Origin of the sequence: Phocaeicola sp. ICN-14070, assembly GCF_037892625.1 — a bacterium.
Lineage (GTDB): Bacteria > Bacteroidota > Bacteroidia > Bacteroidales > Bacteroidaceae > Phocaeicola > Phocaeicola plebeius.
The window spans coordinates 23,214-42,053 of record NZ_JBBKBF010000021.1 but is presented as its reverse complement, the minus strand read 5'-3'; the positions used below and the strand labels follow the sequence as shown (position 1 = coordinate 42,053).

At 54.9% G+C, this 18,840-nt stretch carries 17 protein-coding genes; 12 read left to right on the top strand and 5 right to left on the bottom strand.

The genetic code is table 11. The features are described from left to right. Positions 1–15 precede the first annotated feature (15 nt). Complete coding sequence (locus WKT20_RS07855; protein WP_340417156.1) at positions 16–264, top strand: hypothetical protein; 249 nt, start codon at positions 16–18, stop codon at positions 262–264. On the opposite strand, the gene WKT20_RS07850 is transcribed toward WKT20_RS07855, so the two are convergent. Genes WKT20_RS07850 through WKT20_RS07830 form a run of 5 tightly spaced genes read right to left on the bottom strand, consistent with a single transcriptional unit; the run spans position 226 to position 5,575 of the window. Next, a complete protein-coding gene (locus WKT20_RS07850) occupies positions 226–1,830 on the bottom strand; it encodes a toxin glutamine deamidase domain-containing protein (protein WP_340417155.1) in 1,605 nt (534 codons plus the stop codon). The two genes, WKT20_RS07855 and WKT20_RS07850, sit on opposite strands and share 39 nt — an antisense overlap. Next, on the bottom strand, positions 1,770–3,128 hold the full coding sequence (locus WKT20_RS07845) for a phage portal protein family protein (RefSeq protein WP_340417154.1): 1,359 nt from the start codon (positions 3,126–3,128) through the stop codon (positions 1,770–1,772). The genes WKT20_RS07850 and WKT20_RS07845 overlap by 61 nt, the downstream gene beginning before the upstream one ends. A 3-nt stretch (positions 3,129–3,131) precedes the next feature. Then, positions 3,132–3,557, bottom strand: a complete 426-nt coding sequence (locus WKT20_RS07840) for a phage protein Gp36 family protein (protein ID WP_195600705.1) — start codon at positions 3,555–3,557, stop codon at positions 3,132–3,134. Then, positions 3,554–5,122, bottom strand: coding sequence for a hypothetical protein (locus WKT20_RS07835; protein WP_340417153.1), 1,569 nt, complete (start codon positions 5,120–5,122; stop codon positions 3,554–3,556). The genes WKT20_RS07840 and WKT20_RS07835 overlap by 4 nt, the downstream gene beginning before the upstream one ends. Before the next feature lie 3 nt (positions 5,123–5,125). Then, positions 5,126–5,575 carry a helix-turn-helix domain-containing protein gene (locus WKT20_RS07830; protein WP_005647416.1) on the bottom strand — a complete coding sequence of 150 codons (450 nt, stop codon included), beginning with the start codon at positions 5,573–5,575 and terminating at the stop codon, positions 5,126–5,128. Between the two features lie 191 nt (positions 5,576–5,766). On the opposite strand from WKT20_RS07830, the gene WKT20_RS07825 reads away from it, so the two are divergent. The 11 genes from WKT20_RS07825 (at position 5,767) to WKT20_RS07775 (ending at position 18,754) form a co-directional block, all read left to right on the top strand. Next, a complete protein-coding gene (locus WKT20_RS07825) occupies positions 5,767–6,798 on the top strand; it encodes a head maturation protease, ClpP-related (protein WP_259012930.1) in 1,032 nt (343 codons plus the stop codon). A 3-nt stretch (positions 6,799–6,801) separates the two neighbouring features. Further along, entirely contained in the window at positions 6,802–8,013 is a 1,212-nt protein-coding gene (locus WKT20_RS07820) for a BACON domain-containing protein (protein WP_340417152.1), read from the top strand. Then, positions 8,013–8,477: an N-acetylmuramoyl-L-alanine amidase gene (locus WKT20_RS07815; RefSeq protein ID WP_340417151.1), complete on the top strand. Its 465-nt coding sequence runs from the start codon at positions 8,013–8,015 to the stop codon at positions 8,475–8,477. The genes WKT20_RS07820 and WKT20_RS07815 overlap by 1 nt, the downstream gene beginning before the upstream one ends. A gap of 15 nt (positions 8,478–8,492) precedes the next feature. Continuing rightward, positions 8,493–8,882 carry a hypothetical protein gene (locus WKT20_RS07810; RefSeq protein WP_340417150.1) on the top strand — a complete coding sequence of 130 codons (390 nt, stop codon included), beginning with the start codon at positions 8,493–8,495 and terminating at the stop codon, positions 8,880–8,882. 13 nt (positions 8,883–8,895) lie between these two features. Further along, positions 8,896–9,384 (top strand): hypothetical protein, encoded by a 489-nt coding sequence (locus tag WKT20_RS07805; protein WP_340417149.1) that lies wholly within the window; start codon positions 8,896–8,898, stop codon positions 9,382–9,384. Between the two features lie 320 nt (positions 9,385–9,704). Next, on the top strand, positions 9,705–10,271 hold the full coding sequence (locus WKT20_RS07800; protein ID WP_196042948.1) for a hypothetical protein: 567 nt from the start codon (positions 9,705–9,707) through the stop codon (positions 10,269–10,271). A gap of 3 nt (positions 10,272–10,274) precedes the next feature. Continuing rightward, the gene (locus WKT20_RS07795) at positions 10,275–10,763 is read left to right on the top strand and encodes a hypothetical protein (RefSeq protein ID WP_340417148.1); all 489 of its coding nucleotides are present in this window, start codon (positions 10,275–10,277) and stop codon (positions 10,761–10,763) included. Positions 10,764–10,876: 113 nt separating this feature from the next. Further along, positions 10,877–11,008, top strand: coding sequence for a hypothetical protein (locus WKT20_RS07790; RefSeq protein WP_340417170.1), 132 nt, complete (start codon positions 10,877–10,879; stop codon positions 11,006–11,008). After that, on the top strand, positions 11,005–14,397 hold the full coding sequence (locus WKT20_RS07785) for a viral A-type inclusion protein (RefSeq protein ID WP_340417147.1): 3,393 nt from the start codon (positions 11,005–11,007) through the stop codon (positions 14,395–14,397). Before WKT20_RS07790 ends, WKT20_RS07785 begins: the two co-directional genes overlap by 4 nt. Position 14,398: 1 nt before the next feature. Further along, positions 14,399–14,863 carry a hypothetical protein gene (locus WKT20_RS07780; protein WP_196041816.1) on the top strand — a complete coding sequence of 155 codons (465 nt, stop codon included), beginning with the start codon at positions 14,399–14,401 and terminating at the stop codon, positions 14,861–14,863. A 21-nt stretch (positions 14,864–14,884) separates the two neighbouring features. After that, complete coding sequence (locus WKT20_RS07775) at positions 14,885–18,754, top strand: hypothetical protein (RefSeq protein WP_340417146.1); 3,870 nt, start codon at positions 14,885–14,887, stop codon at positions 18,752–18,754. The last annotated feature ends 86 nt before the right edge of the window (positions 18,755–18,840 follow it).

Here is an 18,840-nt window from a genome sequence, read left to right as displayed (position 1 = left end):
GAAAACTATCTTTTTATGAACATACCTGAACAAGTAATCAAAGAAGCCGGCAACATGATGGAACAATATGGCGGCAATCTTGAGTATTTGGGTGACGTTGACGGCCAAAAGGCGTGGTTGCTGCGTCTACCGGATGATCTTGTTATAGGCTTTCCGTTCCTGTACTTGTACAAAGACGGCGAGGCCATTGAGATAACAGGGCCTTCAGTCTTCGATTTCATAGGCTTATATGTCAAAGGTGTCGAAGAAGTCGAGGTTGAATAGTTTGTTGTCTATTCTCATGATCCCCCTGCAGCTGTGAGAAGTTGCCGCTCCCATCTCACACAGGTATTTGACATCCTTCCATTCCATCCCCGATCCGGCCGAGTTATCGCTTTGCGGTTCTATATAACGAAGTTCCCCGTTGGCAAACCGTTGTAGGATGGTAGCGTGTCCGCCTCCGTTTTTCCAACCGATGCACAATTCATAAACACCCTCTTCCTTGCAGATTTCATTGAAAAACTCCTTATACCTTTTGGGCGTCATTTTCAAGTATCCCTTTGTGTAAAGCCAGTCGTTAATGCTGGTATGTTGCGCAGTTGTTCCGTCCGCATTCTTCCAGACTTCAAAAGCGCGTCCTTTGCTCAGATATTCCAGTTTTGAACCGGGCACATTCCCTTTTGCCGTGATATCAAATCCTTTTAAACGTAAGGCATAGGCCGGAGCACAAGTCTGGCAATTGATGTTGTAAGGCCTGGCTTTTTCCCGGTCGTATTCTATGTTCTTCCTATATCTTCGCCCGGCTTTATCCTGATAAGTTCCGTTAGGGTCTAATATGAACTCATTTGTATGTTTCGGGTTCGCATTCTGCTTGTCCGCCTCTTCCACGCTCATGGGCTTGCCTTTGGTGATCCCGAGAACTTTTTCCAGTTCAAGGTTATGCATGGCGATGGCTTTCTTTTCCTCATACGTCAGGTTACCCGGCATTTCCGCCATCATTTCGTTTATCCGTCTTGTCAAGGTGTCCACCGCTTCCTGCGCTCCCGTATGGGCCTCGGCCATATACGGGTGTTTGTCCGAGAACAGTCTGGCTTCCTTACCCGGATTGTTCTCCAGCCCATCCTGCGGCTTGTCGGCGGGATCGAAGTCGGGTAGGGGAGTAGGCCCCTCGTCCGTGGACGACAGGGAACACTTGCAGTTCCATCGGTCGCCCGGCCGGTGGTTATTCCAAAACGGATCATCAACGGGCCGTATCGTTCCCCAAAACCGGCGGTGGTCGGCTCCCGGATGCAGGGAGGTGGACGGCATCCATTTCAGGTTGGGTAGCACGTCCTTCTCACGTTCGAACTGTCGCCAGTCAGCGGCCTGGTGCGCCCGGATTATCGCCGTATCGTATTCGGTCTCCAGCCACTGGTAGATTTGATGGTCCGCAATGGGCATGACTTCTTTCGCCCACCGTTCGAACGGTTTTAAAACGCCGTTCGAATCGAGCAGCAGTGCGACCATGTCGTTCTGCATCCGGTGTACCTTGAAGGCGGCGAATACGGCGTTGTTTCGTTTCAGTTCCTCGTAGAAGTCATGATCCGGATCATCTACCGGACGCTTTCCGACCCCTTTGTCGGTGGCGATGTCGAGCGTATCCCAGACGGCACGGAACATCTGAAGCTCGATGTCCGTCATGGGGTGGAAGTCCTTTTCGTAGATGCGGCGCACGAACGCCTCCAGTACATCCCGGTCAAAAGTGAAACCGGAGGATACCTCGCCTGCGGCATTCCGATAAAGAGTGTCGACTACCAGTTTAAAGCCGCCCCGTCTTTGTGCGGGGCGTGGTCGAAAAAATTCTTTAGCCACGCCATGAAGTTCCTTTTCTGTCTCCCCGTGGGGGCTTCATCCTCTTTGTCCGGCTTTTCCTCGGGCTTTTCTTTTTTGCCTTCCGGCGGAACGGGCGAGGCCGGTGTTTGTGTCTTTTGGGCGGCTTCCGCTTTCAGCTGCTTGTAGTTCTTCGGTTTCTCTATGCCGAACTTTTCGTAGAGAAAATCGTCATCGATGGGCAGGTTGAAGTCCCTTTTCAGGGTGGAGAGGACAGTCATTTCGGTATTCGTGTCCGTTTCCTTCTGCTCGGGAAAACAAAATTTTCCGCCTGCCGTATCGATACCCACCCTCTGGAAGATGTCGGTCATGTCGTAGTTAAGCACGTTCAGCAGGAAACGGCAATCCGACTTCAGCTTTTTGTCCTCCACCTTCTTGTGCACCGTGCCCAGGGCCTGTGTCCCGGTCTTGGAGGCTTCCGTGGTCAGCGTGTTGCCCAGTACCAGTTTCGATATTTCGCTGTTGCAACGCTCGCAGAGTTTGTCGTATAGGTCTGCCGATCCGCTCTTGTTACCCGCTTCCCTGAGGTTCAGTTCCGTATCCTTGCCATGAATGAACACGCCCAGCGATCCGATACCCGTCGCGTCTTCGATGGCACGCTGGCGTGCCTCGTCATCGTCCGTCTCGTAGGTGTATTCCTGTATGGGCATCCCGAAAACTTCGGCGAACTGCGCCCAGTCGGCCATGTCGTTACGCTTGTAGATGACCCACGGCGCGGCCTTTGCCAATAGCCCCATATCGTCCTTGTCCCCGACAAAGAGCAGGTCGGGGTATTCATCCCACGGGGTTCCCGTGATGTCGGTCTGGTGGCGTAATATGAGGCGGCGCACGGGGTCGGCGTGCTTTCGGGGGATCAGGTCGTAGTTGATCCACGGCCCTTCGCGGTAGAACTGCATGAGCGAGAATCCCCACCAGCGGGCGGCAAGGATATCCTCGATGCAGCGCCGGAACCACGGCGACTGCAACTGCTCGTTTATGCGCTCGTCCGGTTTCCCGTCGCGCTGGAACTCTATGTCCAGTGCCAGCACGGCCTCGACCCTTTTGTCGATGACGCTGGACAGGTGCGTGTCCATCAGTATGTCACTGTACAGGTCGTACAATTTGAACCGGCGTGAGTAGTCCACGTTTTCGAAGGCGCGGATGGCCGCCGTCATGTCGGAGATGTCGATGCCGAAACGTCTGGGCTGTGTGAGTACGATGGTCTGCGTGCCCGTGATGCCCGGCCGGCGCAAGTTCCCGCCTACGGTGATGCGCCCTGTATTTTTCTTTCTTCTTCCCATGATTTAAAAATGGTTTGAACGTTTACGGTTACTTTTTATGATAAAGCCGGAGCGTGTCCGGCGTTCTTCCTGCGGCAGCAGCGGTGCGCCGTCGATGCTGATGTTCCCGTCCGCCACCGCCTCCAGCCATTCCTTTGCCCGGTCGTAGCGGTCTTTTCGGACGGAGGACATGTTGCGCGGGTTGTGGATGCAGAAGATGTGGTACACCGTGATGTCCACGGCCATCATCAGCACCAGCTGGTTGCGTTCCTGACCGGTCGCGGCGAACAGGCGGTCGCAATCATACCGCCGTGAGAGGTATCCCCTCATTTCGGCCAGCGTACGGTCCTCGCATATCTCCACGATGGACTCGTCCTCGCGTGTCAGCGCGTCCAGTATCTCGCGGTGGATACTGGCGTCATAATCTGTCAGTTCGATAAATTGGCTCATTGTCTGTACTTGTTATTTTTGCGCAACACGCTTCGGGCGATCTTCTTTGCCGGTTCCATGTCGCGCTGTTTACGGTCTATGATACGGTTCCCGCCTTCCACGCAGTCCGGCCCGTCGGCGGGATATGTAAGCTGTAGGTTGAAGAGCCGGAACTGGTCTGCCAGCCGCTTCATGTGCGGATTGTCCCGCTCCGCCTCGTTAAAAATGAGGTTCCCTTCCCGGTTGAGCGGTTCGAGGTTGGCTTCGATACGGGTGGCCTTGTCTGTTTTCTTATCCTCGTCGCCTCTGATGTAGAGTTCCACGCCCTGCTCGCGGCGCACCTTTCTGACCAGTGGCTGGAACACCTGCTGGAAGAAGGGGTCTTGCAATTTGTTGTTCTCCATGTAACAGTACACGGGGCATCGTCCGCCTACGAAGTCCAGCAGTTGCACGTACCACCGAATGAACTCTGCGTTCAATCCCCGGTCGAGGAATGTTTTGATAATGTATAAACGTCCGTTTATTTTACCCAGGAGGCAGATTGTCTTGGTAGAACTCTTTTTGCTTTTGTTCTCGCCCGGTGCGGGGTCGCCGTAAATGACCAGGAACTTGAACTTCGTAAGGGCAGGTACTTTCCCGTAAGCTATTTCCTGGAACACCTCCCCGTCGGCTACCGGGTTGTTGAAAAACTCCTTCTGGGCGGCGGACGCGCTGACCAGGGAGAGGAACAGGTCGATGTCCTCTTCCGAGTTCTTCTCGGGCCATGAGGATACGCCGTTTTTGCCCCGTATGTTGATGACATCCACATGCCCGATGCCCTTCGCCTTCAGTTCCTCCGCCTTTTCGATGGCGCGTGTGATGCAGCAGTCCGCCGCGATAATGTTTCCGTTAAACAGCACCCTGTAATGTCCGGAAACGGACATGGTCGGTATCAGCGCCTCTTCCAGCCACTTCCATTTGGCCTTGATGCGTTCCGGGTTGCGGCATTCCTCGTCCGTGTCTATATCGTCAATCAGGATGCAGTCCGGACGGAAGTTCTTGTTACGTGTACCACGGGGCGACTGCCCGGCTCCGATGGCTCGGAAGGAACATCCCGATTGGCAGGTAAATTCCCCTGTTTCCCATGCGCCCGGCTTTTTCTGCGTCCCGTAGTCCTGTATGATACGTTGGTTCTCTTCAAGATTGGCCATGAAGGGCAGGAGCAGACGCTGGGCGTTGTCCTGCGAGTTGGAGATGAGCAGCACGTTGCGCACCCGGCGGGTCAGCGCCAGCTTGATGATCTCCATCATGGCGCGTGCGGACTTGGCCAGCTCTCGTGACCAGGCCCTGACCTCGTACCATCTTTCATGCGCCATCATACGCCGTGTCGCCCTCTTGTGGAAGTCGGCGGGATTGCAGGTGTAATACTGCGCGAAGTAGTAGCGGAACCATGCCTCGTCGTCCGCCTCCAGCCGTTTTTTTCTGGCCTCGATCTCGGCGGTGGAATCCGCCGGGTTGATGTCCGAGCTTTCCCGGATGGAAGCGACCAGTTCGTTCCACCCTTCCAATGCCATCCGGTCCTGTGGTGTAAGCCTTTTCTTTGCCATGTCCTATGCGAGTTTTGATTTGACAAAAGCATCCAGCAGCGGGCAGACCTGTTTGGCCTGCTCCGCGTCGTAGGTACGCAACCATTTGAGCAGGTCGGCGAACACGGACGTGATATCCGCCAGTCCGACCTCCGTTTCCATCTTCTTGATGGCGTTCGCCAGCTTGGAGATGGTATCCGCTTCCGCGGCGTTGGGAAACCGCTGTCCCTGTTCCCGCTGGGCGATCTTGCCGTTGAGCTCGGCCAGTTGTCGGTACAGGTTCTTTAGTTGTTCTTCCTTGGTGATCGTGACCGATACCTTCAGGTGTTCCCAGTTTTCTGCGTTGATCCATTTGTTCACGGTGACGCGCGACACCCCCACCCGCTCGGCGATTTCCGCCTGCGTGAGGTTTTCCTTTACGAAGAGCAGTTTCGCCCATTCCTTGCGCTGTCCGGTAGTCATTTTATCCGCCATAGTGTCTTTTTTTAGACAAAGGTGGCTAAAAAACGACGTTCGGGAAAAAACTTGCCGCATGATACAGCTTTATAGCGTAATGATAACATTATAAGCCGTGTATGATAAAAATCCGATTTGCCTGATCCCCTAAATACCTTCATTTTTGCACCGTAAACACGGCGGGAACCCGCCCTAAGCGATATAGAGAAATGAACCGTTTTTTTAATATGATACCCGGTGAGGACGCCTGCTGCATCCTTTTGTACGGTGACATCGGCGAATACAGCGATGTCACGGCGGCTGCCATAGTTCGCGAGCTCATGGAGGCGGAGGCATCGGGAAAAAGGATCGATGTCAGGATAAACAGCAACGGCGGCGATGTCTATACAGGTATTGCCATCTTCAACGCCCTGCGCGGCAGCAAGGCGGATATCCATATTTATGTGGACGGCATCGCCGCCAGCATGGCCAGCGTGATCGCCCTGTGCGGAAAGCCCGTCGAGATGAGCAAGTACGCGAGACTGATGCTGCACAGCGTTTCTGGAGGTTGTTACGGCAACAAGACGGAACTCAGGCGCTGTTTGGAAGAGGTGGAGGCGTTGGAAAACACCCTCTGTGAGATGTACGCCCCGAAACTGGGCACCAGCGTGGAGGATATCCGGGCGCGTTACTTTGACGATGCCGACCACTGGCTGAAGGCGGACGAGGCCCTCGCGCTGGGTTTTATCGACGGGGTTTATGATGCCGATCCCGTACCGGAGGACAGTACGCCCGAACAGGTTTACCGCATATTCAACAACCGGCTTGAACAGCCATTAAACGATACCCAAATGAATTTAGAAGAAGTAAAGAAACGTCCGCGCTTCAAGGATTGCGCGACGGACTCGGACGTGTTCCGCGTGATGGACGCGCTCGAGGAGGAGGCGGGAAAGGTTCCCGGCCTGACAGCCGAGGTGGACAGGTTGAAAAAAGAGAACAAGGCTTTTACGGACAAGGCCAAGGAGGAGGACGAGGCGGCAAGGAAAAAATTGCTGGACGATGCCGAGGCCGACGGCCGTATCGACGCGACCACGCGTCCGGTGTATGAGAACCTGCTTAGCTCTGACCGCGAGAACGGGGAGAAAGCCCTTCGGAGCCTGAAACCGAAAAAGAGAGTGACCACTGACCTGCGCGTGGAAGTGGGAGGCGAGAGCCCGTGGGACAAGCGCATGTCGGAAATCAAGAACAAACTAAACCGATAAACAATGGCAATAGTAGTAAAGAACACCAATTACAACGGCGAGGTACTGGAGCAGATCCTGACGCTTGCCGCCACGGGGAACGAGATCGTCGAGAAGGGGCTGATCATGGTCATTCCCGGTGTGGAGAAAAAAATCAGCCTGCCGCGTCTTAAAAGCGGCAAGATGTTGCAGAAACGTAAGGAACACCCGGGCATCGAGGATTCCAAGGGGAATTTCAACTATTCGGAGAAATCCCTTGACCCGGTGGACTTCATGGCCTTTACCGTGTTCAATCCCCGCGCCTTCGAGCAGATTTGGCGCAAGTGGCAGCCCAAGGGCAACCTCGTGTTCGCCGAACTGCCCCCTGAAGGACAGAACGCCCTGCTGGCCGAGCTGACCAAGCAGGTGAAGTTCGAGCTGGGTGACCATTTTATCAACGGCACGTATGGGGATGACGACGGCCATCTGATGAACGGTATCCTGACACAGATGACGAAAGATACCGAGCTTATCATCGTATCGGGTAAGCCGGCGACCATGCTGGAGAAGTTGAAGGCCGTGCGTAAGGCTATCCCCGTGGCCATCCGTAACAATCCGAACCTGCGCATTATCATGAGCGTTAACGATTTTGACAAGTACGACGATGAGTTGACCGAACGGGAGGCCAAGAACGCCAGCGAGACGGACGTGAACAGCAAGCGTTACAAGGGCATCACCATCGAGACGCTCTCCGCGTGGCCGGACGATCTGATTGTGACCACCCTCTGCTCGCCGGACGCGGACGGCAATTTCTTCGCCGCTGTCAACTTGCAGGATGACGAGGACGTGATCCAGATCGACAAGGTGTCCAATGCCAGTGAGCTGTATTTTTTCAAATTGCTGATGAAAGCAGATACGAACATCGCTTTCGGCGAGGAGGCTGTCGTGCTGGATACCCGTACCAACCCCGTGTTCAAGGCCGTGGAGAAAACCATTTCCGTAGAACCGGCCACCCTCACGTTCGAGAATACCGGCGGTACGCAGAAGGTTGCGGTAACGGCTTCCGGTGAATGGAAAGCGAGCGCAGCTCCGGCAGGTTTCAAGGTGGTGGAAACGGACGAGGACCTGACCGTTACTGCAGAGCCTAACACGACCGGCAACGACAAGACCGGCACGATCACCCTCACCCTTGATGCCGATCGTAGTAAGACGGCCAAAATCACCCTGACCGCCAAAAAGCAGGGAGGGGGTGCGTAATGGCTGGGTTGAAATACCTTGTCATTCATTGCACGGCCACGGCGGAGGGCCGTGAGGTGTCATCGGCGGACATCCGCCGTTGGCACACCGCCCCGGTAAGCGAGGGCGGCCGTGGCTGGAAACAGGTGGGTTACACCGACCTGTTTCACCTCAATGGCGGCGTGGAGCGTTTGGTGGACAACAACGAGGACGCAAATGTAGACCCGTGGGAAGTCACCAACGGTGCGGCGGGTTACAACTCCGTTTCCCGGCATATTGTGTATGCCGGAGGATGTGCCGCTGACGGCAAGACTCCGAAGGACACACGTACGGCCTCTCAGAAGAAGGCATTGGAGAAGTATGTGAAGGATTTCCACCGCCGCTTTCCGGATGTTCGTATTGTAGGACACAATGAGTTGGCGGCGAAAGCCTGCCCCAGTTTTGACGTACAGAAATGGCTTAAAGAAATCGGTATTAACCAATAAAAAAAGAAGAAAGAAATGAAACGAATTATGCTGTTTTTGATGCTGATGCTTGGAACGGTGTCGGCAGTAATGGCCCAAGTGGCCGATGTTCCGGTTACAGATTATGACACGATGATTGGCACGTTTGCCGGTTTTGCGGCCGGTGTGGTAGTATTGACGGAAGGCTTGAAAGGCTTGTTTCCGAATATGAAAGGCTGGGTAACCCAAATTGTCAGCTGGTGCGTCGGTATTGCGGGCGCCATGTTGCTGTGGTGGCTGGATGCCGGATTTGTGTCGGATGTCCAGTGGTATATAGCCCTGCTTTACGGTTTCGGTGCGTCCCTTGTCGCGAACGGGATCGCGGACACGGGACTGGTGCAATGGCTTATCGGCCTTATAGTCAAGAAATCGGAAAGCAAGTCATAAACGGGTATCAGAGATGGAGCTTAGTGAAATACTCAACCTGGTACTGGGCGGCGGTTTATTGGCGGCTGTCATCGGGCTTCTCACGCTGAAGGCGACTGTCCGCAAGGCGAATGCCGAGGCGGAGAAGGCGAGGGCCGAGGCCGAGACAGTCCGGATTGACAACACTGAGCAAGCCACCCGGATATTGATAGATAATATTGTTGAACCATTAAAGAAGGAATTGAATGAGACCCGAGAAGAACTGCGTGCGACCAAGAAGGAGTTTGGGTCTACCAAGCGCGAGATGGCCCGGCTTCGCAAGGCTATCGGTGATGCCGGCAATTGCAAGCATTCTGGTGATTGTCCTGTGCTTTTCCGGTTGCGCGAGCACCCGAAAGACTGTGAAGGAGACCTCCCGGACGGAGGCGAATCGGATGGCGGTGGACAGTCTGGCCAAAGAAGTCCTCCTTGTACGGACGGAGGCGGTTCCGAAGTCGGAGGTACGGCTGGTGATACCGGCTGACAGCCTGATGAGACTGCCCCCCAGGGCATCGTATAGCGGAAAGAGCGGGCAGGCGAACGTGTCGGTAAGCCGCGACGGAGACGTGATCGCCGTGCACGCGAGCTGCGACAGTCTGCAAATCCTGGTCGAGTATTATGCGGGCAGGTCCGAGACGTACAGGGAAGCCTGGAAGGAAATGGCGGATTTGTACGAGGCGGAGGTAAAACAGCGTTCGAACCCCGTTCAAATCTTCTTATATGGTTTCGGGGCTGGAATACTGATATGCGTTTTAGCGGTAATATTAATTCAAAAACAAAAGAAAGATGGCGGATAAGAATTTCATGTACGGCATCGGTGCCGTGAAATATAAGGATTTTGTCGTGGGCTATATCGAGAAAGGCTCCTTTGACTTGGGCGGCCAGAAACCTGAGGCGGCGAAAATCGAGGCGGAACAGGTGCCCGGTGCCCCGGTACTGGTCATAGCCCAGTCGAACGGTAGCATAGCACCGACGTTCAATGTGATCCAGATGGACTTTGATAACCTGCACAAACTGCTGGGCGGTTCTCTTCATTACAAAAAAGAGGACACGGAAAAGAAAACCCCGGTGGGCTGGACGGCTCCCTCGACCGCGATGGTGATGCAGGGTCCCTGGGAACTTGCCCTTGTGTCCGGGAAGAGCATCCTGATGCCCAACGCGACACTGCTCTCCAATTTGGGCGGCAAGCTGACCCTGACAGAAACGGCGAAGATCGAGTGTACATTGGAGGTGGCGATGCCGGAAGACGGTTCGCAGCCTTACGGTGTGTTTGACACTGAATCCCTTCCCGATGAGTGGAAACAGTACAAGCTACCGGCGGCGGAAGCCGCGGTCGCTGCGGAAGTACAGACCTCGGACGGGGAGGGTTAGCGTATGGACGACCGGTTGGAGCAACTGATAGAAATGGAGTGTGCGGACGCGTTGCTGGACGGTGGCGTGTCCGTTCCTCTTAAAAGGTGGAGCGTCCCCTTTAAGAAGCGTCCCTTGGAACTGCGTGTGATAATGAAGCGTCCCCGGCTTCGGGGTCAGATGCTGCTGGCCAGGGAGTATCTGAAACTGGGTGTGGCACCCGGCTGGAAACCGAAGGACAAAGCGGAGGAAATGGCCTTTGTAGCCAAACATGGAAAAGGTATCAGCCGGATGTTGGCTTATACGGTATGCCGGGGTTGCGTGGCTCGGCGTGTAGGCATAGGACTGACGGCATGGATACTCCGGGAGCTTGTCGATTGGAGATTCCTGGTGACCGTGTTCCGGACGTTCGAGCGTCTGATAGGCACGAAGGATTTTATGCGTATTATCAGATCGGTGGATCGGGCGAACCCGATGAAGCCGAGACTGAGCCAGAAAAGGAAGGGGAGTTAAGGACAGAGTATGAAGGTTCCCATAGCCCCTTTGGATTTGTATGGCAGATTGCATCGGCGACCGGCTGGAGCGTGGATTACATCCTTGACGGGGTGAATTACCAGACGCTGATCATGATGCTGAGTGACGCGCCCCGGTATGTGAGGCGGAAGAAAGGCGGCGGTGAAGGCAGCCGGGGAACGGACCGTAGCGCGGAGGACGAGGCGGACGATATTGTAGGATTTTTTCAAAGCAGACTGGAATGAAACCTGTAGAAGTTGAATTTTTGATGAAGGACGGCCTTACGCCCGGCATGGACAAGGCCGAGCGTGAGGCGCTGGAGCTTCGTAACACCGTCAGGGTGTTGGAGGCGGAACTGGAAAGACTGCGCCTTGCCGGTGAGACGGCCGCCCCCAATCTGGACCAGAGCGCCAACATCGCCCAGATCCACGCGCTGGAAAAGCAGCTTGAGGAATTGCGTGGCAAGTTGAGACAGCTTCAGGCGGAATCGGAAACCGTACAGGTCACGCCTTCAGACATGCCTAACGCGCAGCGCCAGTTTAACGGCTTGCACAACAGTATCCAGCAGATCGCCCGTGAAATGCCCTCGTTGGCTATGGGACCGCAGATGTTCTTTCTGGCCATCAGTAACAACCTGCCGATATTCACCGATGAGCTGGCCCGTGCCCGTAAGGAATACGACGAGCTGCGGAAGTCGGGGCAGAAAGGCACGCCGGTATGGAAGCAGGTACTCTCTTCTCTTTTTTCCTGGCAGACGGCACTTACGACCGGCATCATGCTGCTTGTGATGTACGGTGACGAGATCGTGGAGTGGACGAAGGATTTGTTCAGCGCCAAGAAAGGCGTGGACGAATTCAACATCTCGTTGAAGGAAATGACCGAGATCGAGAAGGACGGCCGCGCCCAGATGGTGCGTACCCGCTTTGAACTGAAATCGGTTATCGGTGAAATAAAGGACTTCACCGGCAGCAAGGAGCAGGAAAAGGCGAAGGTGGAGGAACTGAACCGCAAATACGGGGAAAGTTTCGGTTATTATAAAACCCTTTCCGAGTGGTACGATACCCTTACCCAAAAGAGCGAGGACTACGTGCAGGTCTTGCTTCATCAGGCCAACGTCCAGAATCTGGTCAGCAAGGCGGCCGAAGCTGACGAAGAAGTAAACAAGATCAAGGCCCAGAAACCGGAAGAGGCTGAAAGTGCTATGGGATTCTTCGGAAAGATAGGGCAGTATTTGATACAAAGCAATATGGCGGAAGTCGGCCAGGTGTATGACGCGCAGGAGGCTATCCGAAAACATGATCAGGAGGCTTATGATATCCTGCTGAAAAATGCGGAGAACAAGCGTGACGGTTATCTGAAGAAGGCGGAGGAGGAAACGAGGAAAGCTGCCGAAGCCGCCAGGAAGGGAAATATCGGCGGACACTCCGATCCTAAACAGTCCGGTAAAAAAACGGAAACGGAAGCCAGGCAGCGTATGGCTACAGAGCGTAGGCTGGCGCAGGAACTTGCCGCACTCCAGGCCGAGAATCGGAAAGAGGAGATAGACCGGATGAAAGACGGCACTGAAAAGAAACTGGCACAGATCGAATACGACTATAACAAGAGAAAAGAAGAAATAGCCCGTCAGGAAGCTGAATGGAAACGTGAAAACAAGGAAGCCGGTGTTTCCACCGGTGGCAATGGCCTGACTCCCGGTCAGAGGGATGCCCTTGCCGGCGCACGCGACTCCAACGATGAGAACCGGAGCGCGGCTCTTGCTGCCATTTTTGAAGATGAGAGGGAAAAAGAAGCCCAGGCCATGCGTGATTACCTGGCGGAATATGGGAGCTATGAAGAAAAGAAACTGGCCATTACCAAGGAGTATGAAAAACGTATCGCGGAAGCTACCACGGAAGGCGGTCGGAAAACACTTCAGGAAGAACTGAAGGAAAAAATGGCCGGTCTTGATCTGAAGGAATTGAAGGACGGATTGAATTGGGAAGCCGTATTCGGGGACCTCGACAAGGTATCCTCCGAAAGCCTCCAATCCCTCCGTACCCGTCTGAAGGAATATATCGATACCCAGAAGGACTTGCAGCCGGACAGCCTGAAAGACCTGGTACGTGCCATTGACGCCATCGACAGGAAACTTAGCGAGCGCAATCCCTTTGCGGCATTGGAATCATCCATGTCGCGGGTAAAATCCACGACCTTATCCGTCAAGGAGGCCCAGGAAGCCTATAACAAGGCCGTGGAAGAAGGGACTGAAGCCGAGCAGAAGAACGCCCGGGCCGCGTTGGATGCCGCCCGAAACGCGAGGCAGGGGGCACTGGCCGAGGCTACGGATGCCCTGCACGGCAGCGTGGGGCAGGTGAAGGAATACGTGGGAGCGGCAGAAGACCTGCTGGGACTGGTGGAACAGTTCGGTATCGATCCGCCGGAATGGATGGGCGAATACCTGGAAGGTTTGGGGCAGACGTTGGACGGCCTGGAAAGCATCGACCTGACCAAACCGATGAGTGTCATTACCGGCGGTATCAAGGCGGTAGGCGGCGCAGTGAAGACATTGTTCAGTTTAGGCGGCACCATCAACTGGAATGGAAGTAACGCGAAAGAGGTGCAGGCCACGATGGACCGGCTGACCAGCCGGAACGAAATGCTTCAGACTTCTATTGAGGACTTGACCGACACTATCAAACAGAGCAAGGGTACCAAATCCGTAGCCGCTTACCGCGATGCTTACCGGATGCAGCAAGAGACGGATTCGAACTACCTTCAGATGGCGATGGCGCAGGCCGGTTACCACGGCAGCCACCGCTCCTGGAATTATTATTGGGATGGTTTTTCCCAGGCACAGATAGACAAGCTGAGCGGACAGATCGGCCGCCAGTGGGACGGCAGTCTGTGGAGCCTGAGTCCGGAGGAGATGAAGGCCCTCAGAAGCAACGTGGACATGTGGACACAGATACAGGACACGGGCAAGGGCGGTTACGGCGGGCGGCTTACCGAGAAACTTGATGACTACATAGACCAGGCCGGAAAGCTGGAGGAACTGACCGACCGGCTGTACGAAGGGCTTACCGGCATTTCGTTCGATGGCATGTACGGCAGCTTTATCGATAACCTGATGGACATGAAGTATGGCGCGAAGGAGGCGGCGGAGGATATATCCGAGTACTTCATGCGGGCGATGCTGAGCAACAAGATCGGTGAGATGTACAGCGAGAAGTTGAAGGGCTGGTGGGAACGGTTTGGCAAGGCGATGGAAGACAACGACCTGACGGAAGCGGAGCGGAAGGCTTTGGCCGATGAATACTTGCAGTATGTGGAAGAGGCGGTGGACCTGCGTGACAACCTGGCGGCAGCCACCGGTTATGACAAGACGCAGCAGGGCGGTACGAGCCAGAGCGCGAAAGCGGGCGGCTATACGGCCATGACGCAGGACCAGGGCACGAAGCTGGAGGGTATGTTCACCAGCGGGCTGCAGCACTGGAGCAGCATGGACGACCGGCTGGAAAGCGTGGTGGAGAAGATGGACACGGCCGAAGGGCATCTGGCCCGGATAGCCGAGAACACCGGTGTGAGCGCCGGACACCTGGGCGAGATAAAGGATGAGATAAGGAAAATGATACGTGACGGACTAAAAGTGAAATGACATGGCAGATATATTGGGCGGGCTGGTACTGGTGAACGGCACGGACATCTGGACGGAATACGGCGTGTTCCTGGTGGAGGACCGGCGCGGTGGCATGGATAACCTCTCGGCGATCCTGACCCCGAGCAAGACGAAGAAGGAGACGGCCGTGGACATACGGGAGGAGGACGGGGAGAAATACAGCGCGGTGCTTACCCCGAGGAACGAGGCGCGTGACGTGACGTTGCACTTTGCCCTATATAACAAGACAAAGGCGGGATGGCTGAAAAAATACTTCGCATTCATCAATTTCCTGAAGAAGGGGAAAGACGGGTGGCTCGACATCGCGTTTCCCCAGCTTGATCTGACCCTGCACGTGAAATACACGGACAGTCCGAAGTTCACCCCGCTGACCTATTTGTGGAAGGAAGGGGTCCACGCCGGGAAATTCAAGGTGAAGTTCCGCGAGCCGGTACCGATTATATAACCATTCAAAGACGATTCGAATATGCTTTTAACGATATACGATAAAGCCGGGGCCAAGCGTGCGGATGTGGCCGCAAGTGACAGTTCGACGCAGAGCAAGGAGGTGCAGGGTGACAACGTGCTGGCGCTCTCCTTCACGCATTATGCCCATATTCCTCTTGATGTAGGCGACTTCACGGACTACATGGGCGAGCGGTACTGGCTGACGGAGCGGTACACCCCGAAAGAGAAAAGCGGGAGCGAGTGGGAGTATAACCTGAAGCTGTACGGTATCGAGAGCCTGATCAGGCGTTTTCTTGTGCTGGAGACAACGGACGGCGACACCAATCCCCTGTTTACATTGACGGCCACGCCCCGTGACCATGTGGCGATGGTAGTGAAGGCCATCAACGACGGCATGGGTAACATTACCGACTGGAAGGTGGGGCAGGTGGACGGTACCGACCTTATCGTGATCGACTATGAGGGCATGTACTGCGACCAGGCTTTGAAGGAGATCGCCGGCAAGGTGGGAGGCAAGGCCGAATGGTGGGTCGAGGGGCAGACGGTGAACGTGTGCCGTTGCGAACACGGCGAGGAGATCACGTTGGGATATGGCAAGGGGCTGACCTCCCTGGAGCGGGATACGAGCAATACGGCGAAGTTCTACACACGCCTTTTTCCGATCGGCAGCAGCCGGAACATCGACGCCGAGAAGTACGGCAGCCCCCGTCTGATGCTCCCCGGAAAAAAGAAGTACGTGGAGGTGGGCGTGGACGAGTACGGTATCTATGACCATTACGAGCAGGCCGCCTTCAGCGGCATCTATCCCCGGCGGGTGGGTACGGTAAGCAGTGTCCGGAGCGAGGAGGTGACGGACGAGGAGGGCAAGGCCTTTACCGTCTATTACTTCAAGGACGGCGGGATGGATTTCGATCCGAACGATTATGAGTTGACCGGTGAGACCAAGAGGGTTTCGTTCCAAACGGGAGACCTTGCAGGGCTTGGGCAGACCGATGACCATTTCTTTGAAGTAAACTATGACAGCGAGACCCGTGAGTTCGAGATCATCACGATTTGGCCTTACGGCGATGACACGCAGCTTCCGGGCGGCAAGCTCGTCCCGAAGGCCGGGGACACCTATGTCCTTTGGAATATCCGGATGCCGGATAAATATTACCGGTTGGCAGAGGAGGAATTTGCGACTGCGGTGGACGAATACAACAAGGACCACTGGCTGGATATCGCCGCTTACAAGGCTCCGACCGATCATGTGTGGATCGAGGAGCAGGGAGTCGATTTGTTTGTCGGCCGGCGTGTGCGCTTGGAGAGTGCCGAGTATTTCCCCAAGGACGGCTACCGCAGGAGCCGCATTACGAAGATCACCCGCAGGGTAAACCTTCCCGGGGAGATGGACCTGGAGATCAGCGACGCCCTGCAGATATCGAAATTTGACAGGGTAAACGACAGTATAGGGGAATTGAAAAGCTATACGAAAGCCAAGGCTGAAAGTTCCGGGCTTCCCGATATTATCCGGAGCTTCGACAACACTCTGCCCACGGACAACAACCTTTTCTCTGCGAAAAGAAGCCAGAGGGAGTTCCTAAGCAAACGCCATCGGGATACCGCAGCCGAGGTGATCGGTTTTTTGAAAGGGGTTTATTTTGGCAATTACAAAGCCGGTGAATCCGGGGGCAATATTGACGGCGACGGGAACGCCGAGTTTCTGACGGCTGTTATCCGGGAATTGCTCCGCAGTACCCGTTTCGTGGACGGTATGTTCGGCGAGGGCTGGCAGTTATGGATAGATAAAATAACGGGACTCAGCAACCTTACGATTGACAAGATCACCGTCCGCCAGACGCTGGTCGCTATGGAACTTCTGATCGAGAAGGTGCGTAGCGTGGGTGGTCAGTTAATCGTTTCCGCTGCTAATGGAAAGATCAAGACCGTGACCAGGGAGGGCAACAATTACCGTATCACCTTTGAGCAGGAGAACACGTTCGTGGCGCATGACCTGATGCGCTGTGCCGTTTTTACGGGGGCGGAGATTCGGGGTTACTGGGTGGAAGTGTCGGAAGGCGACACGGAAGGGATAACGGTACCCCAGAGGGAGTTTGTCGGAACGGAACCGAAGGCGGGTGATGAGTGCGTGCTGATGGGTAACACGGAAAACCCGCTCCGGCAGAACCTGATCAGCATATCGGCCACCGAGGACGGCCAGCCACGTGTTGACATACTGGATGGCGTGATGGCGAAAAACTTCAACGGCTGTTTGCGCTGCCGGGTGGGTAATCTCGACGGTATCAAGGACAGCGCTTTCCCGGCGAATAACCAGCCGCACGGGAACGGTCTTTATGGCGACAACGTGTACCTCAAAGGGACGTTTGTGCTGATGACCGGCGAGGATATCCTGACGAGGTTTGAGATCACGGAGGGTAAGATACAGTCCGCCGTGGAGGGCCTGCGTAACGAGGTGAGGGAGGAGCAGAGCTTTTTCGACAATACCACGTTTACCGAGGGGATGAGTAAATGGATCAGCGGCTACAAGGCTGCGTTCCTGACTTTCGGCGGCAAGTGGATTCTTGCCGGTAACAAACTGTTGTCATCGAGCGAAAACGGCAACGTGGAGGTCGTGAAGACCGGCAAGGTCCCCTATGTTCGGATCACTAACAGCTACATCATGCAGAAGAACGGGGATTTTCGCACGATCCCCGATTTTAAGGAATTGAACGGGGACGGGCTCCGTATCCCGGGCTATGTCTACCTGTCCTTCCATTACAAGGTGATCGAGGCCGGGCACCTGCGTATCGAGTTTGTCAATACCAACAAGAACGGATACGAGAATTTCAACATGTTCGCTTACGACGGTGATTTGTCGGTCGGCGGGGAGAAGGTATTCAACCATTCCGGGCTGTGGAACGGGACCGGTGACTTCAAGCTGTCGTTCACGGGTGTTATCCAGGTGTCCTTATTGGTATTCTCGACCGACCGGACGGATGCCCTGGCGTACAAGTACGCCACGTTCTTTGACCAGTCGGAAAAGATGATCAAGATCGCCGCCGCTAATTTTGATTCGAATGGCAATGTACTGGAGGCATCCTCCATTATCACGACGGCCAAATACAACAGGCTGATTTCTGTCCATTTCGATGAGAACGGGGAATTGCGGAATAAATCAGGATTGGTGACTACCGCCAATTTCTCCAGGCTGTTCGCCGAGGGCGTTACAAGCAACGGCCTTGTAAAGAGCGCTGACCTGAAGGTCTATGTCAAGCGTGATGAGTTCGGCAACCTTGTTTCCGGTGTCACTATCCGGGCCGACCAGATCGAGCTGGAGGGGCTTGTTACGGCTAACGGCTATTTCAAGGTCCTCACGGACGGGAGCATCGAGACCCGGAACGCGAATATCAGCGGTACTGTCAAGGCAAGTGGCGGTAAGATAGGCGGTTTTACCATCGAGTCCGGCCGTCTGTATTGGAAGAGCCGCGATTATTTCGGTAACGATTCCCGGAGTTTGAAACTGGGAGTCTCGAGTTCCTCGACGGAGGGGATCGTGGACGTGGCCTTCAATGGCGCTACCAGTGGTCGGTTTGGTGTAAAATCAGTCGGGGCGACATCCGGTGGGGCTGCTATATACGCATCGACAGGCTCTTTAACCTACCCGGCCAGCGGTATGACCTATGCCGGGTTCTTTGTCGGTCCGGTAGATGTAAGGGACACCGGTAACGGATTGATAAGTGATGTTTGCGCGTCGAAAGGGTTCCGGTATATCAAGAGCCGTAATTCCGACGGTACATACGTGTATAACGAGGGTGTGAACTGGGGGGATGGTGCCGCCCAGAATCCCGACCTTGACAAAATACGCCTTATCGTGAGGGGCGGCATCATAGTCGGCTATACAGGAGAATAAACATTTAAAACCAAGAGATATGAAAGTTGACTTAAACAGGAGATTCAGGGGCTTTGACGGGAACGAGCTTGGCGGCGACAACATCG